Source organism: Cellulomonas shaoxiangyii (genome assembly GCF_004798685.1).
Lineage (GTDB): Bacteria > Actinomycetota > Actinomycetes > Actinomycetales > Cellulomonadaceae > Cellulomonas > Cellulomonas shaoxiangyii.
In genome coordinates, this window is record NZ_CP039291.1 from 1,548,528 (window position 1) to 1,572,775 (window position 24,248).

At 75.4% G+C, this 24,248-nt stretch carries 20 protein-coding genes; 9 read left to right on the forward strand and 11 right to left on the reverse strand.

Going from position 1 to position 24,248, the window contains the following annotated elements:
• Positions 1 to 110: 110 nt before the first annotated feature.
• Positions 111 to 893, reverse strand: a complete 783-nt coding sequence (ppgK, locus tag E5225_RS07150; RefSeq protein ID WP_135973086.1) for a polyphosphate--glucose phosphotransferase — start codon at positions 891 to 893, stop codon at positions 111 to 113.
• Positions 890 to 1,762: a type I methionyl aminopeptidase gene (gene map, locus E5225_RS07155; RefSeq protein WP_135973087.1), complete on the reverse strand. Its 873-nt coding sequence runs from the start codon at positions 1,760 to 1,762 to the stop codon at positions 890 to 892. The genes ppgK and map overlap by 4 nt, the downstream gene beginning before the upstream one ends.
• 73 nt (positions 1,763 to 1,835) lie before the next feature.
• On the opposite strand from map, the gene E5225_RS07160 reads away from it, so the two are divergent.
• Entirely contained in the window at positions 1,836 to 2,006 is a 171-nt protein-coding gene (locus E5225_RS07160; protein WP_135973088.1) for an SPOR domain-containing protein, read from the forward strand.
• 49 nt (positions 2,007 to 2,055) lie between these two features.
• Here the strand turns inward: E5225_RS07160 and panB are convergent, their stop codons facing one another.
• Positions 2,056 to 2,928 (reverse strand): 3-methyl-2-oxobutanoate hydroxymethyltransferase, encoded by an 873-nt coding sequence (panB, locus tag E5225_RS07165; protein WP_135973089.1) that lies wholly within the window; start codon positions 2,926 to 2,928, stop codon positions 2,056 to 2,058.
• 105 nt (positions 2,929 to 3,033) lie between these two features.
• Here panB and E5225_RS07170 point away from each other — a divergent pair, with 105 nt between their 5' ends.
• The 3 genes from E5225_RS07170 (at position 3,034) to E5225_RS07180 (ending at position 8,738) form a co-directional block, all read left to right on the forward strand.
• A complete protein-coding gene (locus tag E5225_RS07170) occupies positions 3,034 to 4,371 on the forward strand; it encodes a glutamine synthetase family protein (protein ID WP_135973090.1) in 1,338 nt (445 codons plus the stop codon).
• A gap of 5 nt (positions 4,372 to 4,376) precedes the next feature.
• The gene (locus tag E5225_RS07175) at positions 4,377 to 7,424 is read left to right on the forward strand and encodes a bifunctional [glutamine synthetase] adenylyltransferase/[glutamine synthetase]-adenylyl-L-tyrosine phosphorylase (RefSeq protein WP_135973091.1); all 3,048 of its coding nucleotides are present in this window, start codon (positions 4,377 to 4,379) and stop codon (positions 7,422 to 7,424) included.
• Between the two features lie 63 nt (positions 7,425 to 7,487).
• Positions 7,488 to 8,738 (forward strand): cytochrome P450, encoded by a 1,251-nt coding sequence (locus E5225_RS07180; RefSeq protein WP_135973092.1) that lies wholly within the window; start codon positions 7,488 to 7,490, stop codon positions 8,736 to 8,738.
• 6 nt (positions 8,739 to 8,744) lie between these two features.
• Here E5225_RS07180 and E5225_RS07185 read toward each other — a convergent pair whose 3' ends face one another.
• Together E5225_RS07185 and glnA are read right to left on the reverse strand one after the other, a co-directional pair.
• Complete coding sequence (locus tag E5225_RS07185) at positions 8,745 to 10,301, reverse strand: class I SAM-dependent methyltransferase (RefSeq protein ID WP_135973093.1); 1,557 nt, start codon at positions 10,299 to 10,301, stop codon at positions 8,745 to 8,747.
• Positions 10,302 to 10,469: 168 nt separating this feature from the next.
• Entirely contained in the window at positions 10,470 to 11,894 is a 1,425-nt protein-coding gene (glnA, locus tag E5225_RS07190) for a type I glutamate--ammonia ligase (RefSeq protein ID WP_135973094.1), read from the reverse strand.
• Between the two features lie 177 nt (positions 11,895 to 12,071).
• Here glnA and E5225_RS07195 point away from each other — a divergent pair, with 177 nt between their 5' ends.
• Positions 12,072 to 12,566 (forward strand): RDD family protein, encoded by a 495-nt coding sequence (locus E5225_RS07195; RefSeq protein ID WP_135973095.1) that lies wholly within the window; start codon positions 12,072 to 12,074, stop codon positions 12,564 to 12,566.
• 87 nt (positions 12,567 to 12,653) lie between these two features.
• Here the strand turns inward: E5225_RS07195 and E5225_RS07200 are convergent, their stop codons facing one another.
• Both E5225_RS07200 and lipA read right to left on the reverse strand, forming a co-directional pair.
• The gene (locus E5225_RS07200) at positions 12,654 to 13,394 is read right to left on the reverse strand and encodes a DUF4191 domain-containing protein (RefSeq protein WP_135973096.1); all 741 of its coding nucleotides are present in this window, start codon (positions 13,392 to 13,394) and stop codon (positions 12,654 to 12,656) included.
• A 97-nt stretch (positions 13,395 to 13,491) separates the two neighbouring features.
• Positions 13,492 to 14,505 carry a lipoyl synthase gene (gene lipA, locus E5225_RS07205; protein WP_135973097.1) on the reverse strand — a complete coding sequence of 338 codons (1,014 nt, stop codon included), beginning with the start codon at positions 14,503 to 14,505 and terminating at the stop codon, positions 13,492 to 13,494.
• 195 nt (positions 14,506 to 14,700) lie between these two features.
• On the opposite strand from lipA, the gene E5225_RS07210 reads away from it, so the two are divergent.
• Positions 14,701 to 15,204: a flavodoxin domain-containing protein gene (locus E5225_RS07210; RefSeq protein WP_135973098.1), complete on the forward strand. Its 504-nt coding sequence runs from the start codon at positions 14,701 to 14,703 to the stop codon at positions 15,202 to 15,204.
• Positions 15,205 to 15,253: 49 nt separating this feature from the next.
• Here E5225_RS07210 and lipB read toward each other — a convergent pair whose 3' ends face one another.
• Together lipB and E5225_RS07220 are read right to left on the reverse strand one after the other, a co-directional pair.
• Positions 15,254 to 15,961, reverse strand: a complete 708-nt coding sequence (gene lipB / locus E5225_RS07215; RefSeq protein ID WP_135973099.1) for a lipoyl(octanoyl) transferase LipB — start codon at positions 15,959 to 15,961, stop codon at positions 15,254 to 15,256.
• Between the two features lie 10 nt (positions 15,962 to 15,971).
• Positions 15,972 to 16,484 carry a MarR family winged helix-turn-helix transcriptional regulator gene (locus tag E5225_RS07220; RefSeq protein WP_135973100.1) on the reverse strand — a complete coding sequence of 171 codons (513 nt, stop codon included), beginning with the start codon at positions 16,482 to 16,484 and terminating at the stop codon, positions 15,972 to 15,974.
• Positions 16,485 to 16,538: 54 nt separating this feature from the next.
• Between E5225_RS07220 and E5225_RS07225 the strand changes: the two genes are divergently transcribed.
• From E5225_RS07225 to E5225_RS07235, 3 genes are all read left to right on the forward strand, one after another.
• Positions 16,539 to 18,818: an MMPL family transporter gene (locus E5225_RS07225; protein ID WP_243738169.1), complete on the forward strand. Its 2,280-nt coding sequence runs from the start codon at positions 16,539 to 16,541 to the stop codon at positions 18,816 to 18,818.
• Between the two features lie 28 nt (positions 18,819 to 18,846).
• Complete coding sequence (locus E5225_RS07230) at positions 18,847 to 19,893, forward strand: Gfo/Idh/MocA family protein (protein ID WP_135973102.1); 1,047 nt, start codon at positions 18,847 to 18,849, stop codon at positions 19,891 to 19,893.
• Positions 19,894 to 19,994: 101 nt separating this feature from the next.
• Positions 19,995 to 21,347 (forward strand): protein kinase family protein, encoded by a 1,353-nt coding sequence (locus tag E5225_RS07235; protein ID WP_135973103.1) that lies wholly within the window; start codon positions 19,995 to 19,997, stop codon positions 21,345 to 21,347.
• Here E5225_RS07235 and E5225_RS07240 read toward each other — a convergent pair.
• Positions 21,319 to 22,221 (reverse strand): TIGR01777 family oxidoreductase, encoded by a 903-nt coding sequence (locus E5225_RS07240; protein ID WP_135973114.1) that lies wholly within the window; start codon positions 22,219 to 22,221, stop codon positions 21,319 to 21,321. The two genes, E5225_RS07235 and E5225_RS07240, sit on opposite strands and share 29 nt — an antisense overlap.
• Positions 22,222 to 22,310: 89 nt before the next feature.
• Positions 22,311 to 24,245 carry a 2-oxoglutarate dehydrogenase, E2 component, dihydrolipoamide succinyltransferase gene (sucB, locus tag E5225_RS07245; protein WP_135973104.1) on the reverse strand — a complete coding sequence of 645 codons (1,935 nt, stop codon included), beginning with the start codon at positions 24,243 to 24,245 and terminating at the stop codon, positions 22,311 to 22,313.
• Positions 24,246 to 24,248 lie beyond the last annotated feature (3 nt).

The window sequence follows — 24,248 nt, forward strand, 5'->3', positions numbered from 1 at the left end:
GGGAGATTCCTGGTGAGGGCCCTTATCGGGCGCCGTAGGCACCCGTACGGATGACGGACGCCCGCCACGGTGAGCGTGGCGGGCGTCCGGCCGTGCGCGCGGGCGACGCGTCAGTGCGCGCCGTGTGCCGCCAGTCGCGCCGCACCGACGATGCCGGCGGCGTTGCGCAGGGCGGCGGGGACGATCGGCGTGCGCAGGTCGAGCAGCGGCAGGAACTCCTGGTGCTTCTTGCTCACGCCGCCGCCGACGACGATGAGGTCGGGCCAGAACAGGTTCTCGACGACCGAGAAGTAGCGCTGCAGGCGCTCGGCCCACTGCGGGAACGTCAGGTCCTCGCGGTCGCGTGCCGCGTCGGACGCGCGCGTCTCGGCGTCGTGCCCGTCGATCTCCAGGTGCCCGAGCTCGGTGTTCGGCACGAGCACGCCGTCCACGACGAGGCACGAGCCGATCCCGGTGCCGAGCGTGACGACGAGGACGACCCCGGGCACGCCCTTCGCGGCGCCGTACTGGACCTCGGCGTACCCGGCGGCGTCGGCGTCGTTGACGGCGAGCACGCGGCGCCCGGACGCGGCGCCGACCGCCTTCTCGACGTCCGTGCCGATCCACGACTTGTCCACGTTCGCCGCGGACTGCGCGACCCCGTGCAGGATCACCGCCGGGAACGTCACCCCGATCGGCACGTCCTTGTGCAGGTCGAAGGAGTCGACGACCTGCGCGACCGTCTCGGCCACCGCGGCGGGCGTCGAGGGCTGGGGGGTGGGGATGCGGACCCGGCCGGCGGCGAACTCGCCCGTCGCGAGGTCGACCGGGGCTCCCTTGATGCCCGAGCCTCCGATGTCGATGCCGAACGCGATGTCGACCTTGTGCTTCTCGTGCTTGGCGTCCTTGCTCATGGCAGCGTCAGGACCTCCGCCCCGTCGTCGGTGACCAGCAGGGTGTGCTCGAACTGCGCGGAACGCCGCCGGTCGGCCGTCACGACCGTCCAGCCGTCGTCCCACATCTCCCAGTCGGCCGTCCCCAGGTCGAGCATCGGCTCGATCGTGAAGACCATGCCCGGCTGGATGACGGTGTCGTACGCGGGCGCGGCGTCGTAGTGCGGCACGACCAGACCCGTGTGGAAGGCGGGCCCGACGCCGTGCCCCGTGAAGTCCCGGACCACGCCGTACCCGAACCGGTTCGCGTACTTCTCGATGACGCGGCCGATGACGTTGATCTCCCGCCCCGGCTTCACCGCCCGGATCCCGCGCTCGAGCGCCTCGCGCGTGCGCTCGACGAGCAGGCGGGACTCCTCGTCCACGTCGCCGGCGAGGAACGTGGCGTTGGTGTCGCCGTGGACGCCGCCGACGAACGCGGTGATGTCGACGTTCACGATGTCGCCGTCCTGCACCACGGTGGAGTCGGGGATGCCGTGGCAGACGACCTCGTTGAGCGACGTGCAGATCGACTTCGGGAAGCCGCGGTAGCCGAGCGTCGAGGGGTAGGCGCCGTGGGAGACGAGGAACTCGTGGCCGACCGCGTCGAGCTCGTCGGTCGTCACACCGGGCCGCACGTGCCGGCCGACCTCCTCCAGCGCCTGCGCCGCGAGGCGGGCGGCGACGCGGATGCGCGCGACCGTGTCGGCGTCGAAGACGTCCGGTCCGCGCCACGGCGCGGGAGCGGGACGGTCGACGTACTCGGGGCGGGGGATGCGTGGGGGCACCGGACGGCGTGGGCTCACGCGTCCCGGGACGAGAGCGGTGCGCGACGCGTGGACCGGCGACATGCCTGGCAGTCTACGGAAGGCACGGCCCGCCACCCGTCGAGCGGAGCCGGCGTCCCGGAGGGCGGAGGAGACCGTGGCCGAGTACTGGTACAACACCCGCACCCGTCAGGTGGAGGAGGGCAAGCGCAGTCAGTGGGCCGACCTGATGGGCCCGTACGCCACCCGCGAGGAGGCGGAGCACGCGCTCGACCGGGCGCGGCGGCGCACCGAGGCGTGGGACGCCGAGGAGGCGGAGGACCGCTGACTCCGGTCCCGTGCCGCCAGGAGGTCGGGCACGACGAGCCGGCCGGGCGTCAGGCGTCGAAGGAGTGTGCAGCCTCCGGGAAGGCACCGGAGCGCACCTCGTCCGCGTAGGCGCGCGCCGCCGCGGTGAGCGCCGCGCCGACCTCGCCGAAGCGCTTGGCGAACCGCGGGGACCAGTCGCCCATCCCGGCCATGTCGACCCAGACCAGCACCTGCCCGTCGCACTCGGGGCCGGCGCCGATGCCGATCGTCGGCACGGGCACCACCTCGGTGATCCGCGCGGCCACCTCGGCCGGCACCATCTCCAGCACGACGGCGACGGCGCCCGCGTCGACCACCGCGACGGCGTCGTCGCACAGCCGCTGGCCCTGGTCGCCGCGGCCCTGCACGCGCGGTCCGCCGAGCAGGTTCTCCGACTGCGGCGTGTACCCGAGGTGCGCGACCACCGGGATGCCGGCGGCCGTGAGCGCGCGGATCTGCGCGAGCGAGCGCTGGCCGCCCTCGAGCTTGACCGCCGCCACGCCGGTCTCCTTCATCATCCGCACCGCGCTCGCGAGCGCCTGCTCGGGCCCCGCCTCGTACGAGCCGAACGGCAGGTCGGCGACGACGAACGCGCGCCGGACGGCGCCCGCCACGGCGCGCGCTGCGACGACGAGCTCGTCCAGCGTGACCGGCAGCGTCGTGGTGTGGCCGTGCATGGTGTTCCCGATCGAGTCGCCCACGAGCAGCATGTCGATGCCCGCGTCGTCGAAGAGCCGCGCCGTCACGGCGTCGTACGCCGTGAGCATCGTCAGCCGCTCGCCCCGCTGCTTGGCGGCCTGCAGGTGGTGCACGCGGATCCGCGCCGGACGTGCGGGCGACGTGCCGCTCGGGGCCGTCGGGGCGCCGGTCGTGCCGGCGGCGGGCGAGTCGCTCGTGGGCATGTGCCGAGCCTAGACCGGGCCGTTCGCGGCGCACCGCGGGCCTGTGCCCCGCCACACCCGCGACCTGCGCCCGCCGAGGCCCCGTCATCAGGCAGGATGTACGCCATGGACAGGCAGCAGGAGTTCGTGCTCCGGACCGTCGAGGAGCGGGACATCCGCTTCATCCGTCTGTGGTTCACCGACGTGCTCGGGATCCTCAAGTCGGTGGCGGTCGCGCCCGCCGAGCTGGAGTCGGCGTTCGCCGAGGGCATCGGCTTCGACGGCAGCGCCATCGAGGGCCTCACGCGGGTGTTCGAGGCCGACATGATCGCGAAGCCGGACCCCTCGACGTTCCAGATCCTGCCGTGGCGCGGCGAGCGGCACGGCACGGCGCGCATGTTCTGCGACCTGCTGACGCCGGACGGCGAGCCGTCCCTCGCGGACTCGCGCAACGTGCTCAAGCGGGCGCTCAACCGCGCCAGCGAGCGCGGCTTCACCTTCTACACGCACCCCGAGGTCGAGTTCTACCTCTTCGACGCGCCCGCCGACCCGGCGCTGCCGCTCGTCCCCGTCGACCAGGGCGGCTACTTCGACCACGTGCCGCGCGGCACGGCGCACGACTTCCGGCGCGCCGCGATCACGATGCTCGAGTCGATGGGCATCTCGGTGGAGTTCTCCCACCACGAGGCCGGGCCCGGCCAGAACGAGATCGACCTGCGCTACGCCGACGCGCTCACGACGGCCGACAACATCATGACGTTCCGCACCGTGGTCAAGGAGGTCGCGCTCGAGCAGGGCGTGTTCGCGTCCTTCATGCCGAAGCCGCTGGCCGACCAGCCGGGTTCCGGCATGCACACGCACGTGTCGCTGTTCGAGGACGACCGCAACGCGTTCCACGAGGCCGGTGCGGACTACGAGCTGTCCAAGGTCGCGCGCCAGTTCATCGCGGGCCTGCTGCGGCACGCCGCGGAGATCACCGCCGTGACCAACCAGTTCGTGAACTCCTACAAGCGCCTGTGGGGCGGCGCCGAGGCGCCGAGCTTCGTCTGCTGGGGCCACAACAACCGGTCCGCGCTCGTGCGCGTGCCCATGTACAAGCCCGGCAAGGGCAACTCGAGCCGCGTCGAGTACCGCGCGATCGACTCCGCCGTGAACCCCTACCTCGCGTTCGCGGTCATGCTCGCGGCCGGCCTCAAGGGCATCGAGGAGGGCTACGAGATGCCGGAGGGCGCCGACGACGACGTGTGGGAGCTCACCGACGCCGAGCGCCGCGCGCTCGGGATCGAGCCGCTGCCGACGTCGCTCGAGGCCGCCATCCAGGTGATGGAGCGCTCGGAGCTGGTCGCCGAGACGCTCGGGGAGCACGTGTTCGACTACTTCCTGCGCAACAAGCGCCAGGAGTGGGCCGAGTACCGGGCGCAGGTCACCCCGTACGAGCTGCAGCGGTTCCTCCCGCTGATCTGACGCCGGTGAGCAGCGCGTCCACCGGCCGGGGCGCCTCGCTGGCCGGACGGCTGACCCGCGTGGGCGTCGCGGACGCGCCGCGGGCCGAGCGCCTGCTCGCGGACGCGGCGCTCCTCGAGGTCGCGCCCGACGCGGCCGAGACGCTGGTGCCCGCGCTGCGGGAGGTGGGCGACCCCGACGAGGCGCTGCTCGCGCTCGCGAAGATCGCCGGGGCCGTGCGGCGCGACGCCGCGCTGCGGGACCTCCTGCGGGACGTGCTCGCGGCGGACGGGCCGGGCCGCGCCCGCCTGCTCGCGGTGACGGGCGCGTCCTCGGCGCTCGGGAACACGCTGGCGGCGCACCCGGAGAACCTCCGCGTCGTGGCCGACCCGACGGCGGGCACCGCCGTCCCGGCGCCGGACGTGCGGGCCGAGCTGCTGACCGCCGTGGGGGCCGACCCGGACGCGCACGTCCCGGTCGCCGGCCTCACCGGGGGCGCAGGGACGGACGCGCTGCGCCGCGCGTACCGCACGCGCCTCCTGCGGATCGCGGCCACCGACCTCACGGTCGAGGACCCGCTGAGCCGGCTGCCCGGCGTGGCGGCGGCGCTCGCCGACCTCGCCGGCGCGGCGCTCGAGGGCGCGCTCGCGGTGGCCCGGGCCGATCTCGACGACCACGGCCGCGACGTGCGGCTCGCGGTCATCGGCATGGGCAAGGCCGGCGGCCGCGAGCTCAACTATGTCTCCGACGTCGACGTGGTGTACGTCGCGGAGCCGGTCGACGGCGCCGACGAGGACGCCGCGCTGGTCGCGGGCGCGCGCCTGGCCGCGGGGCTCGCCCGGGCGTGCGCGAGCCCGAGCGGCACGGAGCCGGCCCTGTGGCCGGTCGACGCCGCGCTGCGACCCGAGGGCAAGGACGGCCCGCTGGTCCGCACGCTCGCCAGCCACCGCGCCTACTACGACCGCTGGGCGAAGACCTGGGAGTTCCAGGCGCTGCTCAAGGCGCGCCCGCTCGCGGGGGATCCCGCGCTCGGGCAGGCGTACGTCGAGGCGACGAACCCGCTCGTGTGGCGGGCCGTCACGCGGGAGAACTTCGTCGAGGACTCCCAGGCGATGCGCCGGCGCGTCGAGCAGCACGTGCCGCGGGCCGAGGCGGACCGGCAGCTGAAGCTCGGCGTCGGCGGCCTGCGGGACGTGGAGTTCACGGTCCAGCTGCTGCAGCTGGTGCACGGCCGGGCGGACGAGACGATCCGCAGCGGCAACACGCTCACGGCCCTCGCCGCGCTCGCGGCCGGCGGGTACGTCGGCCGGGACCACGCCGCACAGCTCGCGGTCTGCTACCGCTGGATGCGGATGATGGAGCACCGCATCCAGCTGCACCGCCTGCAGCGCACGCACCTGGTGCCGACCGCGGACGCCGACCTGCGGCGCCTGTCGCGGACGATGGGCCTGCGCGTCGAGGGCCCGGAGGGCCTGCTCGATCGCTGGCGGCAGACCCGCCGGGACGTGCGCCGCCTGCACGAGGAGCTGTTCTACCGCCCGCTGCTGCCGGCGACGGCGCGTCTGTCCGCCGAGGAGGCGACGCTCGCGCCCGAGGCCGCGCGCGCCCGGCTCGCGGCGATCGGCTACCGCGACCCGGCGGGCGCGGTGCGGCACATCGCGGCGCTGTCGGACGGCGTCTCGCGCCGCGCGTCGATCCAGCGCCAGCTGCTGCCCGTGATGCTCGGCTGGTTCGCCGAGGGTGCCGACCCGGACGGCGGTCTGCTGGCGTTCCGGCGCCTGTCCGACCAGCTCGGCACGACGCACTGGTACCTCAAGCTCCTGCGGGACTCCGGCACGGCGGCGCAGCGCCTCGCGCGCGTGCTGTCCACCTCGCGCTACGTCGCCGACGCGCTCAGCCGATCGCCCGGGTCGGTGACGTGGCTGGCGGACGACGCGGAGCTCGAGCCGCGCACGGCCGACCGGCTGGCCGCCGAGGCGGACGCGGTGCTGCGCCGCGCCGACGAGCCCGTGCCGGCCGTGACGGCCCTGCGCGCGCTGCGGCGGCGTGAGCTGGCCCGGACCGCCGCGGCCGACGTGCTCGGCGTCGTGACCAGCACCCGGGCGTCGCAGAGCCTGACGACGGCCGCGGACACCGTGCTCGCGGGGACGCTGCGCGTCGCGGAGGCGGAGGCGCGGGCCGAGCGCGGCCTCGACACGTCCCCGACGCGGCTGCTCGTGGTCGCGATGGGCCGCCTCGGCGGACGCGAGATGGGGTACTCGTCGGACGCCGACGTGCTGTTCGTGCACGACCCGGTGCCCGGTGTCGAGCCTCGCCTCGCGCAGGAGTTCGCCGTGTCCGCCGCCACCCGCGTCCGCCAGCTGCTCGGCTCGGTCGGCCCGGAACCGACGCTCGAGGTCGACGCAGACCTGCGCCCCGAGGGCCGCAACGGGCCGCTCACCCGCTCGTTCGACGCGCACGTCGAGTACTACGGACGCTGGTCGTCGCCCTGGGAGAGCCAGGCGCTGCTGCGCGCGCGGCCCGTCGCGGGCGACACCGAGCTGGGGGAGCGGTTCGTCGCGCTGATCGACCCGCTGCGCTACCCCGAGGGTGGGGCGGACCCGTCCGTGGTGCGGGAGGTGCGGCGCATCAAGGCGCGCGTCGAGGCCGAGCGGCTGCCGCGCGGCGTCGACCCGACGCGGCACCTCAAGCTCGGCCGCGGCGGCATCGCCGACGTCGAGTGGACCGCGCAGCTCCTCCAGCTGCAGCACGCGCACGCCGTGCCGGCGCTGCGGACCACGTCCACCCTCGACGCGCTCGCGGCCGCGTCGGCGGCAGGGCTGCTCGACGAGCAGGACGCCCGGGAGCTGCGCGAGGCGTGGGAGCTGGCCTCGCGCCTGCGGGACGCGAACGTGCTCTGGACCGGGCGTGCCGCGGGCGCGCACGCCGACGTGCTGCCGCACGACCGGCAGGCGCTCGCGGGCGTCGCACGCGTGGTCGGGTACCCCGCGGGGTCGGGCAGCCTGCTCGAGGAGGACTACCTGCGCACGGCGCGGCGCGCCCGTGCCGTGGTGGAGCGCGTCTTCTACGGCTGACCGGGGCGCCGCCCGAACCCGGGGGGATGGTCGCCAGGGGGCGCGAGCCCTACGCTCGATCGGGTGACGGCCACGGCGGACGGGCAGACGCACGGCACGGTCGCCGGGCGGTGCCCGGTGCGCAAGCTCGCGCAGCCGGACGACGCCCTCGCGCCGCCGCTCGAGCGGGTCGACGGGCCCGAGCCCGCCTGGCGCATCCGCTCGTTCGAGCTGGCGCGGACCGTGCTGCGGCACGCCGACGCGACCCGGCAGGCGGGCTTCAACGCGGAGGGCTTCGACCGGGACGGCGGGTCGTCGATCCGGCCGCCGATCCTCTACCTCGAGGGCGACGCGCACCACGCGCAGCGCCGGGCGGCGGCACGCTTCTTCGCGCCGCGCACCGTCGAGGGCTACCGCCCGTGGATGCAGGAGACGGCCGACGGCCTGGTCGCGACCGTCCGCGCCGACACCTGGACGGACGTCGCCCCGCTCGGCATGCGGATGGCCGTGCAGGTCGCGGCGCGGGTGATAGGGCTCGACCGGTCCTCCTCGCGCGGCATGCACCGGCGGCTCGACACGTTCTTCGAGCCCGACACGTCGGTCGCGCGCACGCCGCTGGCGCGGTGGCGTGCGCTGCGCCGCAGCACCGCGATGCTGCGCTTCTTCCTGCTCGACGTGCAGCCGGCCATCCGGTCCCGCAGGCGCCGCCGCCGCGACGACCTCATCAGCCGGCTGCTCGACGACGGCTTCAGCGACCTCGACATCCTCACCGAGTGCGTCACCTACGCCGCCGCGGGCATGGTGACGACCCGCGAGCTCATGACCGTCGCGGTCTGGCACCTGCTGGACGACGACGCGCTGCTCGCGCGGTACCGCGCGGCGGACCGCGAGGGGCGGGTCGCGGTGCTCGACGAGGTGCTGCGGCTCGAGCCGGTCATCGGGCACCTGCTGCGCCGGACCACGGCCCCGCTGCGCCTCGAGGGGCCGGGCGGTCCTGTCGAGCTGCCGGCGGGCGCGCTCGTGGACATCGACGTCCGCGCGGTCAACGCGGACGCGGGGACGGTCGGCGACGACCCCCTCGCGCTGCGCCCCGCGCGGCCGCTGCCCCGCACGGTCCCGCCCGCGCTGCTGAGCTTCGGCGACGGTCACCACAAGTGCCCGGGGGCGCCGCTCGCGCTCGTCGAGTCCGAGATCTTCGTCTCCGCGCTGGTCCGGCACGACCTCGCCGCGTCGGGGCCCCCGCGCGTCCGCTGGAACGACGTGAGCCAGGGCTACGACCTCGCGGCGCTGCGCGTGCGGCGGGTGTCCGGGCCCGTGGCCCCGTCCGGTCGCTGAGGTCCGCTAGAGCGGCCGGCGGGCCACGAACGTCACGTGCGTCTCCGGCCACGGCACCGGGGCGCCGGTCGCGGCGTCGCGCAGCGCGGCCCCGACCGAGAGCCGGTTCTCGACGAGCCACTCGTTGCGCCACGCCCCGCTGCCGGGCTCGACGGCGAAACCGACGCCCTCGAGCAGCGCGACCCAGTCGGGCCACGTCATGTCGCAGAACCGCTCGTGGCACTCGGACAGCCAGCTGTCGACGTAGTCGCGCGTGTAGAGGAACTCCATCGCGGCGCGCAGCGTGAGCTCCGCGACGCCGTCCGCGACCCAGCGCACGTCGCACTCGCCGCCCGACAGCGCCGGGAAGTCCTGCGCGAGCTGCACCAGCCGCTCGGCCGGCGACAGCGCGGCCACGTGCCGGGCGACGGCCTCCGTCGTCCACCCGTCCAGGTCCACCGGCGCGACCCCGGCGCCGGTGCCGTCCAGCACGAGGTGCACGAGCCGGTCCCCGTCGGCCGGTCCGAGCACGTCCGAGCAGACCCACACGCCGCCGGGCGCGGTGTGCTCGTAGATCCGCTTCGCGAGGAGCTCGAGGTCGCTGCGGCCCTCGCCGTAGCTCGCGATCTCGTGGGTGAGGGCGACGGTCAGCGTCGTGCTGACCGAGGCGACGGGGAAGACGGCGGAACGGAGCAGGTTCCGCTGGGCGAAGAAGACGTTGGGGTTCGCGAACACGCCCTGCGCGCGGCGGTGCTCCGCCTCGGCGACGAGGTGGCGCGAGACGTCGACCCCGTAGAGGTCGGACTCGGCGAGCCGCGGGTCGCGTGCCGCGCGCTCGAGGAGCCCACCGGCCGCGCAGCCGAGGTCCACGACGCGCCCGGGCTCGACGAACCGGGCGACCTGGTCCCACTTGCGGTCCGACGCGTCGTCGAAGGCCGCGGTGTAGCTGCGGTAGTCGCGCGTCGTGGTGAGGTCGCCCTCCGTCGAGACCGTCGGGTCGGCGTGGATCAGCGCGATCTGCGCGTCGAGCCGGTAGCGGTCGTAGAACCGCACGACCTCGGGGTGCGCGAGGTCGCGCCAGCGCTCGTCGCCGGCGGCCAGCAGCTCGAGCACGTCCCACGGGCGCGCCGGCGCGTCCTCGCACGCGTCCTCGACCGGGACGACGCGGAACCCCAGCTCGGCGTACATCGCAGCCACCTCGGGGGTCGAGCACGCGACGACCGTGTCGAGCGGGGTCGCGGTCACGCCCGTCGACAGCTCGACGCTCGCGAGGACGGTGCGCGCGAAGCGCGGGCTCGGCGGGACGTCCGCCACGGGGGCCACGAGCGAGGGCAGCCCCTCGACGGCCGCGACCCGCTCGATCATGGCCTCGCGCCGGTGCGCGGGAACAGGGTTGCGTCGCGTACCGCTGTGGGTGGCCGAGGTGACGGCCCAGACGACGTCGGCGTCGGCGGCGCACTCGACCGGGCGGCCGGAGGAGTCCGCGAGGTCGCCGGCGAGCAGGGAGTGCAGGTAGGCCGTCTGGAAGCGCGTCACGAGGTGGTGCCGACCGGGGAGCAGGACGTGGCGGACGCGTGCGGACATGGCGAGCAGGATGCCAGCCCCCGCGCCGGACCCGGGGATCGGCGCACCGGCGGCGACGCGGGACGCGGCGGTGCCGGACGCGACGGCACCCCCGCCGCCTCGCGAGGCGACGGGGGTGCCGGTACCGCGGGTCCGCGGTCCGTGGGAGCAGCCACGGACCGCGGACGATCAGACGTCGAAGTAGAGCTCGAACTCGTGCGGGTGCGGCCGCAGTCGGATCGGGTCCACCTCGGCGGAGCGCTTGTAGTCGATCCACGTCTGGATGAGGTCGGGCGTGAAGACGTTGCCCGCCGTGAGCCAGTCGTGGTCGGCCTCGAGGTTGTCGAGGACCTCGGCGAGGGTGCCGGGGACCTGCTGGATGAGCGCGTGCTCCTCGGGGGGCAGCTCGTACAGGTCCTTGTCGACCGGCTCGGGCGGCTCGATGCGGTTCTGGATGCCGTCGAGGCCGGCCATGAGCATCGCGGCGAACGCCAGGTACGGGTTGCTCGACGGGTCCGGCACGCGGAACTCGACGCGCTTGGCCTTCGGGTTCGAGCCGGTGACCGGGATGCGGATGCACGCGGAGCGGTTGCGCGCCGAGTACACGAGGTTGACCGGCGCCTCGAAGCCCGGCACCAGGCGGTGGTACGAGTTCACCGTCGGGTTGGTGAACGCCAGCAGCGACGGCGCGTGCTTGAGCAGGCCGCCGATGTACCAGCGGGCGAGGTCGGACAGGCCGCCGTAGCCCTTCTCGTCGAAGAACAGCGGCTCGCCGTCCTTCCACAGCGACTGGTGCACGTGCATGCCCGAGCCGTTGTCGCCGAACAGCGGCTTCGGCATGAAGGTCGCCGTGCGGCCGTTCTCGTGCGCGACGTTCTTCACGACGTACTTGAACAGCTGCACCTTGTCGGCCGACTTGGCGAGCGTGTCGAAGCGGTAGTTGATCTCCGCCTGGCCGGCGGTGCCGACCTCGTGGTGCGCACGCTCGACCTGCAGGCCGAGGGCGTCGAGCTGCAGCGAGATCTGGTCGCGCAGGTCGGCGAAGTGGTCGACCGGCGGGACGGGGAAGTAGCCACCCTTGTAGGGGGTCTTGTGGCCGAGGTTGCCACCCTCCTCGACGCGGCCCGTGTTCCAGGCGGCCTCGACGGAGTCGATGTAGTAGTACGACGCGTTCTGCTTCGTCTCGAAGCGGACGTCGTCGAAGATGTAGAACTCGGCCTCGGGCGCGAAGAACGCGGTGTCCGCGATGCCGGTCGACTTCAGGTACGCCTCGGCCTTCGCGGCGACCTGGCGCGGGTCGCGGCTGTAGGGCTCGTCGGTGTACGGGTCGACGATGTGGAAGTTGATGTTGAGCGTCTTCTCCGTCCGGAACGGGTCGACGTAGGCGGTCGACACGTCCGGCATGAGCTTCATGTCCGACTCGTGGATGGCCTGGAAGCCGCGGATCGACGAGCCGTCGAACATCTGGCCGTCGGTGAAGAAGTCGGCGTCGAGCGAGGCGGCCGGCACGTTGAAGTGCTGCATGACGCCCGGCAGGTCACAGAACCGCACGTCGATGAACTTGACGTCCTCGTTCTTGATGAACGCCAGGACTTCCTCTGGCTTGGTGAACATCCGCTGCTCCTCGGTCGGTGGCGCCCGGTCGTCCCGGGCGCCCCCGAGGCTAGGCACCCGGGGTTTCCCGCCCGTGCCGCGATTGTTTCCGGCAGGTTACGGAGGGCCTGTGCGTGTAACGATCGGTCGAACTCCTGGTCGAGCGTCCGAGGTGTGGACCGCCCGTAGGCTGGACGCATGACGACGCGCGACTCGAGGGGCTCCTGGCTCGACGGGGGTCCCGGCGCGGGCGACGACCGGGACGGGAGCGGGCTGGGCCTGCCGGCCGAGGGTGCGGGATCGCTGGCACGGCTGCCTCGCCGCCTCGCCGCGCTGGCCGTGGACTGGGTGGCCTGCCTGGCCGTGTCGGCCGTGCTCTTCCCCGTCGCCTACGACGGCCTGTTCCTGCTGCGGGGGCACCAGCTCGCGACGGTCGCCGTCTTCGCCGTGGAGAACCTCGTGCTCGTCGGGACCCTCGGGCACACCCTCGGCCACCGCCTGCTCGGGATGCGCGTCGTGCCCGTCGGCGGGGCGGCGCGGGGCGGCGGCGCGGTGGCGACCGGCGCGCCCGGGCTCCTGCGGGCGCTCGTCCGGTCGGTGCTCCTGTGCCTCGTCGTCCCCGCCGTGGTGTGGGACGCGGACGGGCGGGGCATGCACGACCGCGCGGCCGACACCGCGCTCGTCCTCCGCTGAGCCGACGTCCGGCGAGCGCCGTCCGTACGACGCTCGCCGCCACCGGGTCCCGTCGCCACCCGGTGGGCGCGCACAGCGGGACGCGCGTCAGCGCCCGCGCATGCCCTTGCGGTCCGGACGCGCGCGCGTGGGGTCGATGCCCTTCGGCACGGGCAGACGGACCGCGCCGAGCGCGGTGAGCCGACGCAGGACCTCGCCGACCTCCTGCTTCGTGAGCTGCGGCTTGAGCTTCGTCACGGTGCGGGGGAGCTTGCGCAGCGGCACCTGACCCTCGCCGCCGCCGACCTGGATGACGTGCACGGGCGCGCCCGACACGACCCGGGAGGTGCGCTTGCGCTCGGACTCGAGCAGCTTGCCGATGCGGTGCGGGGGCCCCTCGCCGACGAGCACGACGCCCGGGCGCCCGACGCCACGGAAGACCATGTCCTGCGTGCGGGGGTCCACCGCCACCGGCTCCTCGCCGAACGTCCACCCACGGCGCAGGGTCCCGAGGGCGGCGAGCGACGCGCCCGGCCGGCCCTCGATCCGCGTGTACGCCGCCGTCTCCGCGCGCCGCGCGAGCACGAACAGCGCTCCGAGCACGGCGAAGGGGATGCTGAGCAGCAGGACGTACACCACGCTGCTGGTCAGCAGGCCGATGACGAGGCCGAGCGCGATGATGCCGACGAACACGGCGAGCAGGATCCAGGTGACCGCCGGATCGTTCTCGCGGGTCATCCGGTAGGCCTGCCAGACCTGGTGGTACCAGCGGGTCTTCTTGACCTTGCCCGTCCCCGCGCCGGCGCCGGCGGAGGAGCCCTGCGGGGTGGTGGAGCGCTCGCGTGCCATGGGTCGGCAGTCTACCGGCGGGGACGCCGCCGGCGGACCGGTCGTCGGACCGCGGTCGTCGGCCCCCGCGCACCCGCCCGGGCCGGGTGGGCCGGGGTCAGTGCCCGGGGGTGCGCGCCAGCAGGGCCGAGGCCTCCTGGCGGGACGTCGTCGGCTCGCCGAGGTGGGCGAGCGCCGCGGGCAGCTCGTGCCCGCGACGACGCATCGCCTGGCCCCACAGCCGCCCGGCGCGGTACGACGAGCGCACGAGCGGCCCCGACATGACGCCGAGGAACCCGAGCCGCTCGGCCTCGTGCGAGAGCTCGACGAACTCCTCCGGGCGCACCCAGCGGTCGACGGGGTGGTGGCGCACGGACGGGCGCAGGTACTGCGTGATCGTCACGATGTCGCAGCCGGCCCCGACGAGGTCGGCCAGCGCGACCTTGGCCTCGTCGATCGTCTCGCCCATGCCGAGGATCAGGTTGGACTTCGTCACCAGGCCGGCGTCCCGCGCGGCGGTGATGACCGCCAGCGAGCGGTCGTAGCGGAAGCCCGGCCGGATCTGCTTGAAGATCCGCGGCACGGTCTCGACGTTGTGCGCGAGCACCTCGGGCCGCGAGGAGAACACCTCCGCGAGCTGGTCCGGCCGGCCGCTGAAGTCGGGGATCAGGAGCTCGACGCCGGTGCCGGGGTTGACGTCGTGGATCTGGCGGACCGTCTCGGCGTAGAGCCAGGCGCCGCCGTCCTCCAGGTCGTCGCGCGCGACGCCGGTGACGGTCGCGTACTTCAGGCCCATCGCCTGGACGGACGACGCCACGCGGCGCGGCTCGTCACGGTCCAGGTCCGCCGGCTTGCCCGTGTCGATCTGGCAGAAGTCGCAGCGCCGGGTGCACTGGTCACCACCGATGAGGAACGTCGCCTCCCGGTCCTCCCAGCACTCGAAGATGTTGGGGCAGCCCGCTTCCTCGCAGACCGTGTGCAGGCCCTCCCGGCGCACCAGGCCCTTGAGCTCGCTGTACTCGGGACCCGTCGTGGCGCGCGTGCGGATCCACTCGGGCTTCTTCTCGATGGGGGTGGCGGCGTTGCGCGCCTCCACCCGGAGCATCCGGCGTCCCTCGGGGGCGATCGTCACGCGGTCAGACTAACCCGCGCCCGTCCGCACGGGGCCGGGCGCGGTGTGACGCAGACCTCGTCGGGGCGACACGCGCGGCCGCCGGTCGGGGACCTCGGTCCCGCGCGCTCGCCGGGCCGGCGAGCCACCCTGGAGACGAGCCGGTCCGGGGCGCGACGAGGCGCCCGAGGCGGTGGGGCCAGGGAGGTGGCGGACGTGCGAGTTCTGGTGAGCGTGGCGTCGCGGCACGGTGCGACGCGGGAGATGGGCGAGGTCGTCGCGGAGGAGCTGCGCGCCGCGGGCCACGACGTGGCCGAGGTGGAGCCGGAGGACGTCGAGCGGGTCGACGGCCACGACGCGGTCGTGCTCGGGTCGGCCGTGTACGTCGGCAGGCTGGCGCTCGGGCTGCGGGACCTGGTCGACCGGCAGGGCGGCCAGCTGCGCGCCCGGCCGGTGTGGTTGTTCTGGTCGGGGCCGATCGGGGACCCGCCGGTGCCGACGACGGTCCCGGACGACGTCACGGCGGTGGCGCGGGCGGTGGACGCCCGCGGCGTCGCCGTGTTCCCCGGCAGGCTCGACCGGCAGGGGCTGGACCTGTCCGAGCGGGCGCTCGTCGCGCTGACGCGCGCCGAGGCGGGGGACTACCGGGACCTCGACGCCGTGCGTGCGTGGGCGCGCGAGGTGTGCGCCGCGCTGCGGGCGGCCGGCGCCCCGGCCTGACGTCGCGCGCCGGGGGCGGACGTGCCGCGCCGACGGGGAGCCGTGGCGGTCAGACCGCGGCGGCGTTCACGGGGGCGGCCTGCGGGGCCGGTGCCGCCGCTGCCAGCAGCGGTGCGAGCGCCTCGGCGAGGTGCCGCTCGACGAGCGGGACGACCTCGCCCACGGTCACGGTCCGGCCCGTCTCGGCGGTCAGGGAGGTCACGTCGGCGTCGTCGATCCCGCACGGCACGATGCGCGCGTACCAGGCGAGGTCCGGGCAGCAGTTGAGGGCGAACCCGTGCATCGTCACGCCCCGGGCCACGCGTGCGCCGATCGCGGCGACCTTGCGCGCGCGCCGGGGCGTGGGGGTCGTCGCCGGGTCGTCGGCAGGCAGCCAGACGCCGCTGCGCCCCTCGACGCGCTCCGTCGCCACGCCGAGGTCCGCGCAGGTGCGGACGAGCGCCTCCTCGAGCGCACGCACGTAGCGCACCACGTCGACGGGCTCCGCCAGCCGCACGATGGGATAGCCGACGAGCTGACCGGGCCCGTGCCAGGTGATGCGCCCACCGCGGTCGACGTCGACCACGGGTGTGCCGTCGACGGGCCGGTCGCCGCGTGCGGTGCGCTTGCCCGCCGTGTAGACCGGCTCGTGCTCGAGCAGCAGCACGGTGTCCTCACGGGTGCCCGCCCCGACGGCGGCATGGACCTGGCGCTGCAGCGCCCACGTCGGCTCGTACGGCTGGAGCCGGGTGCCGAGCTCGAGCCGGTCGACGCGCATGCCCGACAGGCTACGCCGTCCGCCGGCCCGTCCCGGGGGTGCCCTCCGGGGCCTCGGGGACGGTGCGGGGAGTCCACGCCTCGGGATCCTCCGGCTGGACCACGAGGAGCAGCAGCTGGCGGAGCTGCTCCTGCTGCCGCTCGTCGAGCGCGGCGAAGACGCGCTCCTGCGCGGGTCGCGGGTCGGCGGACGCCAGGAACGCCTGCCGGCCGGCGTCCGTGATCGCGATGACGTGGCGACGCCGGTCGGTCGTGTCCGGACGGCGGCTCACGTAGCCCGTGCGCTCCAGGCGCGCGAGCACCCGGCTCATCGTCTGCTCCGTGACGCCGCAGGCCTCCGCGAGCCCGCGCTGCGACATGGGCCCGGCCGTGAGGTGCACGAGCACGGGGTGGCTCGCGTGGTTGAGGTCCCACGCGGCGAGGTGTGTGTTCCACTCCCGCTCGATGCGGCGCGCTGCCGCCGACAGCAACCGGCCCACCGGCCAGTGGTCGTCCACCCGGTCCTGCTCCGTGACGTCCGTCACCGCTCCACGCCCTTCCGCTTGCCCGAGCACGCTCGGGGACCCATGATGCTCAGCATGCTGAGGAAATCGTGGGTGCGCGCCCTGGCGGTCGCCGTCGCCCTGCTCGTCTGGCTGGCCGTCGGCGGAGTGGGCGGCATGGCCCAGGGCAAGCTGGCACAGGTGCAGACGAACGACGCGGCGGCGTTCCTGCCGTCGTCGGCCGAGTCCACGCGAGCCGCGGAGGCGTCGCGGGACCTGGTCGACACGCAGACCCTACCCGCGCTCGTCGTGCTGGCCCCGGCCGACGGCGGACAGGTGACCCCCGATCAGCTCACTGCGGCGCAGGAGGTCGCGGCCGCCGTGCCCGACCGCCCGGTGCCCGGCGGCGACGGCACCTGGGCCGACCGCCTGACCGGCGACGTCGTGCCCGTGCCCGCCGAGGACGGCGAGGCCGTGCTGCTGGCCGTCCCGCTCGACGCCGACGCCGCCGAGGAGCGCGTCGGTGAGGAGCGGCTGACCACCCTGCTCGTCGAGGACCTGCGCGCCCTGCTGGCCGAGGACCTCGGCGCCACCGCCGAGGAGGCGGGCGACGTGGGCCTGAACGCGTGGGTCACCGGCCCGGCCGGTTTCATCACCGACCTCGGGACCGCGTTCGCCGGCATCGACGGGCTCCTGCTCCTCGTCGCGCTCGGCGCCGTGCTGCTGATCCTGGTCGTGGTCTACCGCTCGCCGTTCCTGCCGCTCGTGGTCATCGTCACGGCCGTGTTCGCGCTCGCGCTCGCCGGGCTGGTGGTCTACGAGCTGGCCGCCGCGGACGTGCTCGTGCTCAACGGGCAGTCGCAGGGCATCCTCTCGATCCTCGTCGTGGGGGCGAGCGTCGACTACGCGCTGCTGCTCGTCGCGCGCCACCGCGAGGAGCTGCAGCGCCACGAGCACCCCGCGGAGGCGCTCGGCCGCGCGTGGAAGCGGTCGCTCGAGCCGATCCTCGCGAGCGCCGGCACGGTGATCGCCGGCCTGCTGTGCCTCCTGCTGTCGCAGCTGGGGTCGAACCGCAGCCTCGGGCCCGTCGCCGCGATCGGCATCGCCGCCGCCGTGCTCTCGGCCCTCACGCTCCTGCCCGCCCTGCTGCTGATCGCGGGGCGCCGGTCGCGCGTGCTGTTCTGGCCGCGGCTGCCGCGGTACGAGCCCTCCGTCGCGGCACCGACGACGCACGGCGCACACGCGGCGCCGGTCGTCGACGACGTGGCGGACGCGTCCGGGCTGTGGGCACGCTGGGCCCGGTGGGTCGGGCGGCACGCCCGCCCCGTCTGGATCAGCACCGCGGTCGCGCTGCTCGTGCTCGCCGCCTTCCTGCCCACGCTGCGCGCGACGGGCACGAGCCAGACCGACGTCTTCCTCACGCCCGTCGACTCGGTCGCGGGCGAGGAGGTGCTGGCCGAGCACTTCCCGGCCGGGGCCGTGCAGCCCGCGACGATCGTGGTCGACGAGACGGACGTCGACGCGGTCGTCGCCGCGGCCGAGGACGTACCGGGTGTCGCGTCGGCGGCCCCCTACACCGGTACCCCCGCGGGCGCGCCCGCCGGGGACGCCGCGCCGGTGGTCGTGGACGGCCGCGCGCGCGTCGACGTGGTCACCGAGGCGCCGTCCGACAGCCAGGAGGCGGTCGACGTCGTGGCCGACCTGCGCACCGCGGTCGAGGAGGTCGCGCCGGAGGCGCTCGTCGGTGGCGCCGCGGCCGAGACGCTGGACACCCAGCTCGCCGGCGAGCGGGACCTGCGCGTGATCGTGCCGGTCGTGCTGCTGGTCATCCTGCTGATCCTCGTCGTGCTGCTGCGCTCCGTCGCGGCCGGGCTGCTCCTCATGGCGGCGAACGTGCTCTCGTTCGCCGCCTCCCTCGGCGTCGCGGCGATCGTCTTCGACCTCCTCGGCCTGCCCGACGCCGACCCGACCGTGCCGCTCTACGGGTTCGTGTTCCTGGTCGCTCTCGGCGTCGACTACACGATCTTCCTCATGACCCGCGTGCGCGAGGAGTCGATCGCGGTGGGCACGCGCGCCGGGATCGTGCGCGGGCTGGCCGTGACGGGCGGCGTCATCACGTCGGCCGGTCTGGTGCTCGCGACGACGTTCGCCGCGCTCGCCGTCATCCCGCTGCTCTTCCTGGCGCAGATCGCGTTCATCGTGGCGCTCGGCGTGCTGATCGACACGTTCGTGGTGCGCAGCCTGCTCGTGCCCGGGCTCGTGCACGACATCGGCCCGCGCACGTGGTGGCCCAGCGCGCTGTCGCGGCGCCCGGAGCACGGCGTGCACGCCGCGGTCGAGGAGCCCGCGGAGCCGGTCGAGCCCGCCGCCCGGTGACGGGGACCAGCCGCCTAGAGTGACGCGCATGGACCCGCTGCGCGTCGGACTGGTCGGGTACGGGGGAGCCGGGCGGGGGATCCACGCCCGGCTCCTGGCGGAGACGGGGCACCGTGTCGTCGCGGCCGTCACCCGCCGTCGTGCCGAGCAGGTGCGGGCCGACTGGCCGGGCGCCCTCGTCGTGCCCGACGTCGCCGGCCTCCTGGCGCACGCGGGGGAGCTCGACCTCGTGGTCGTCGCGAGCCCCACGGGTGACCACCTCGCGCACACGCGCGCGGCGCTCGAGGCGGACGTCCCGGTGCTCGTCGACAAGCCGCTGGCGACCACGACCGCCGACGCGATCGCGCTCGTCGAGCTCGCCGAGCGGCGCCGCGGGCGGCTCACGGTCTTCCAGAACCGCCGGTGGGACCCCGAGCAGCTCACGCTGCGCGCGCTGCTCGACGCCGGGGCCCTCGGGCGCGTGCACCGGTTCGAACGACGCTGGGAGAGGTTCCGCCCCGAGCCGCAGCACCGCTGGAAGGAGCAGGACCCGGAGGCCGGGGGACTGCTGCTGGACCTCGGGGCGCACCTCGTCGACTCCGCGGTGCAGCTCTTCGGGCCCGTGCGCCGGGTCCACGCCGAGCTGCGGGCGCTGACGACGCCCGCCGTGGACGACGTGTTCCTGGCCCTCGAGCACGCGCCCGGCCCGGACGGGACGGCCGTGGTCTCGCACCTGCAGGCCGGTGGGCTCGTGGGTGCGCCCGGCCCGCGCACGCGCGTGCTCGGGGACCGCGCCGCCTACCTCGTGACGAGCTTCGAGGGCGAGCCGACGCCGTTCGCCGTCCTCGACGACGCGTACGACGCCGGGCGGGGCGCCGACGTCCCGCCGCACGAGGGGTGGCTCGTCCGGGGCGCCGAGCGCACCCCGGTGCCGCGCGCGGCCGGCGGGCACGCCGACGTCTACCGCGCTGTCGAGCGCTGGCTCCGTGCCGACGGTCCCGTGCCCGTGGACCCGTGGGACGCCGTGCGCACCGCGCGCGTGCTCGACGCCGCGCGGCTGTCGGCGGCCGACGGCGTGCCGGTCCTGCTGGACTGACACGCCGCCCCCGGGGGGGTCGGCGCGGGCGCCCGCGCCCGTCGGGCCGAGGCTGTGGACGCAGGACGACGCACCCGCCGCCACGTCGCTTGGATGGCCGGGTGCTCCCGGCCCTCGTCCCCGACGACGTCACCCGCCTCCTCGCGGAGCGCGGCCAGCGCGTTGCCGCGTCCGTCGGCACGGACGGGGCGTGGTGGGTCACGTGCCCCGTCGACGACCTCGACGCGCCGGGCCTCGAGGTGCAGGTGGCGCGCGTGCCGGCCGACGACCACCTGCGTGCGCTCGCGGACGCGCTGACCCGCGTCCGGCACCCGCACCTCGTCGCGGTGCGGGAGGTGGTCCCCCTGGACGCCGGGCGGGTCGCCGTCCTCACCGCCCACGTCCCCGGGCCGACGCTCGCGGCCGTGCGCGCCGCGCGTCCGCCGCTCACCGACGCTGAGGCGGTCACCGTGGCGGTGCCCGTCGCGCAGGCGCTCGCGGCCCTGCACGACGCCGGCCTCGCGCACGGCACGGTCGCGGCCGACCGCGTCGTGCTGCGGCCCGACGGCTTCCCCGTGCTCGTCGACCTGCGGGGCGTGCTGGCCGGCGCCGGCACCGCGGACGGCGACGTCCGACGGCTGATCGCGACCGTGCTCGGTGTGCTGCCGCCGCTCGAGGCGGAGCTCGCCGCCGGGCTCCCCGAGCTGACGCGGCTGCGGGACGCGCTGGAGGACGTCGCGCGGCGCGGGGCGCCCGCGGCGGCCGACGTCGTCGACGCGGCCTTCGGCGCGGCCGAGCCCGCGCCGGTGCACATGCCCGACCCCGACGCCCTCGCGGGCGCGCAGGTCGCGCTCGACGCCGGCCGGTCGCTGCCGCGTGGCGCCCCGACCCCCGAGGTCACGCGGCGCGCGCGCCGCCCCCGGCGGCGACGAGCGGTGCGCGCGGGCGTCACGGTGCTCGTCCTCGCCACCCTCGCCGCCCTCGCGGTCGTGGGCGTCACGGCCCTGCGCGAGGGCGCGGCGCCGGTCCCTGACGCGGTGCGGGGAGGAGCCGGAGCGGCCGCGGAGGCGACGCCCGGGCGCGCCGCCGACGACCCCGCCGCTGCCGCCGCCGACCTCACCCGGCGGCGCGCCGTCGCGCTCGCGGCGGCGTCCGCCGACGGTGTCGCTGCCCTGCACGTGGCCGGCTCCCCGTCATTCGCGCACGACGTCGCGCTCCTCGACCAGCTCGCCGGGGCGCGCAGCGACGGCCTCACGGTCGCGGTGCACGACGCCGTCGTGTCGGGGCGCACCCCGGACGGGGACGCCGTCGTGCTGGTGACCTCCTCCGTCGGGTCGCACACCCGGGTGTCGACGGCGGGGGAGCGCACGACCGTGCCGGCCACGGCGGCGCGCACGGTCGAGCTGGTGCTGCGCCGCACCGGGGAGGGGTGGCGCGTGTGGGACGTCAGGGAGCGGGCGGGGAACCCGTCCTGACCCACCGCGCGACCTCGTCCGGTGTGCCGTGCAGCGGCACGAACCCGGACCCGCGCAGGACCGCGGGGTCGGCGCGGACGGACCCCAGCACCTCGGAGGCGAAGTCGCCGAGCGCAACCCGGAGCGCGGCCGCGGGGACCGGGACCGTCAGGCGGGCGCCGTACGCGCGGCGCAGGGCGTCGAGCAGCGCGGCGTGCCGGTCGGCGCGGGTGACGAGGTTCGCGGGGCCGTGCACCGGCGCGGTGAGCAGGTGCGTGATGGCGGCCACCTCGTCGGGGAGGCTGATCCAGCTCCAGTACTGCCGCCCGTCGCCCAGTCGCGTCGCCACCCCGGCGCGCAGGGGCAGCAGCAGGCGGCCGAGCGCCCCGCCGTGCGGGCTCAGCACGATGCCGGTGCGCAGGTGCACCACGCGCACCCCGGCGTCGGAGGCGGGCGTCGTGGCGTCCTCCCACCGGCGCACCACGTCGGCGAAGAACGTGCGCCCGAGCGGCTCGTCCTCCGTCAGCAGGGCGTCCCCGCGGTCCCCGTAGGCGCCGATGCCCGAGGCCTGGAGGAGCACGCGCGGACCGTCGTCCCGCGCCGCGAGCGTGCGGGCGAGGAGCCCGGCGGTCTGGACGCGGGACGCCACCACCTCGTGCTTGCGGGCGGCCGTGAGGGGCCGGCTGCCGACGTTGACGCCGGCGAGGTCCACGACGGCGTCGGCGCTCGCGACCGCCGCCTCGTCGATCGTCCCGGCGACCGGGTCCCAGCCGATCTCGCCGCCGTCCCGCGGCCTGCGGCGCACCAGCCGGCGCACCTCGTGCCCGGCATCGGTCAGGTGGCGCACGAGCGCCGTCCCGATCAGCCCCGACGAGCCCGCCACCACCACGCGCATGCGGTCCACGCGCCCACTCTCGCGGTACGGCACGGGCCGCGCACCCCGTGGGGTGCGCGGCCCGTGACCGTGCGTGCCGTGCCGTGCGGTCAGAGACCGACCTCGGACTCGAACGCGCCCTCCTCGAGGCGGTTCTTGACCGCCGTGAGGTAGCGCGACGCGTCCGCGCCGTCGACCAGGCGGTGGTCGTAGGAGAGGCAGAGGTAGCACATCGACCGGATCGCGATGACGTCCTCGCCGTCCGGGCCCTTGATGACGACGGGCCGCTTGACGATCGCACCCGTGCCGAGGATCGCCGACGTGCCGCCGGGCACGATCGGCGTGTCGATGACGGCGCCGCCGGAACCGGTGTTCGTGACCGTGAAGGTCGCGCCGCTCAGCTCGTCCGGCGTGATCTTGTTCGACCGCGTCCGGGTGGCGAGGTCGTTGATCTTCCGGGCGATGCCGGCGAGGTTGAGGTCGCCGGCCTCCCGGATGACGGGCACGACCAGGCCGCGCGCGGTGTCGACCGCGATGCCGACGTTCTCCTGCCCGTGGTACGTGATCGTCGAGCCCTCGAGCACGCCGTTGACCTTGGGGTAGGTCTTGAGGGCCTCGACGGCCGCCTGCACGAAGAACGGCAGGAACGTCAGGTTGACGCCCTCGCGCTTCGAGAAGTCCGCCTTGGCGCGGGCGCGCAGGCGGGCGATCTTCGTGACGTCGACCTCGACGACCGTGGTCAGCTGCGCCTGCGTGTGCAGGGCCTCGACCATGCGCTCGGCGATGATCTGCCGCAGCCGGCTCGCCTTCTCGGTCGTCCCGCGCAGCGGCGAGACGGCCGGCGCGGCGGCCTTCGGTGCCGGTGCCGACGCGGGAGCCGCGGCGGCCGGCGCGGGCGCGGCCTTCGCCGCCTCCGCGGCCGCGCGGGCCTCCTCCGCCTGGCGGGCGGCCTCGAGGACGTCCTCCTTGCGGATGCGGCCGCCCACGCCCGTACCGGTGAGCGTGGACACGTCCACGCCCTTCTCCGACGCGAGCTTGCGGACCAGCGGTGTCAGGTACGAGCCACCGGCGGTCGCGGCGGGCGACTGCTGGTTCTCCTGCGACGTCGGCTGGTGCGCCGCAGCCTCCTGAGCGGCCGGGGTCTCGCCGGCGGACTGCGCCGACTCCGACTCGGGCGACGGGGCCTCGTAGCCACCCGACTGCGGGGCGGCCGGGGCCTGCGCCGGCTCCTGCTGCGCGGGCTGGGGCGCGGCGGCCGGCTCCGGCTCCGCCTGCGTTGCCGGGGCTGCCTCCGGTGCCGGGGCTGCCTCCGGTGCCGGGGCTGCCTCCGGCGCCGGGGCGGCGGCCGCACCGGAGCCGACGACCGCCAGCACGGCGCCGACCTCGACGGTCTCGTCCTCCTGCACGCGGATCTCCTGGAGCGTGCCGGCGACCGGCGAGGGGATCTCCGTGTCGACCTTGTCGGTCGAGATCTCGAGCAGGGGCTCGTCGACCTCGACCGCGTCGCCGACCTGCTTGAGCCAGCGGGTCACGGTGCCCTCGGTGACGGACTCGCCGAGCGCGGGGAGGCGGACCTCCTCGCCGGCACCACCCTGCGCGCCGGCGGACGGCTGAGCCGGCTCGGAGGGCTCCGCCTGCGCCGGCTGGGAGGACTCCGCGGGCGCCGGGGCGTCCTCGTGCTCCTCGACGCTCTGCTGGGACGACGCCTCCGCGGCGCTCTCCTCGGCGGGCGCCTGCTGGACCGGCTCGTCCTGCTGGGCCTGCTGGGGCGCCTCGGCGGGCGCCGCGTCCGACGCACCGGCGCCGTCGCCGGAGCCGATCACGGCGAGCGTGGCGCCGACCTCGACGGTCTCGTCCTCCTGGACGAGGATCTGCTCGAGCACGCCGGCGACGGGCGAGGGGATCTCGGTGTCGACCTTGTCGGTCGAGATCTCGAGCAAGGGCTCGTCGACCTCGATGGTGTCGCCGACCTGCTTGAGCCAGCGTGTGACGGTCCCCTCGGTGACGGACTCACCGAGGGCGGGGAGCTGCACGTTCTCGGACATGAC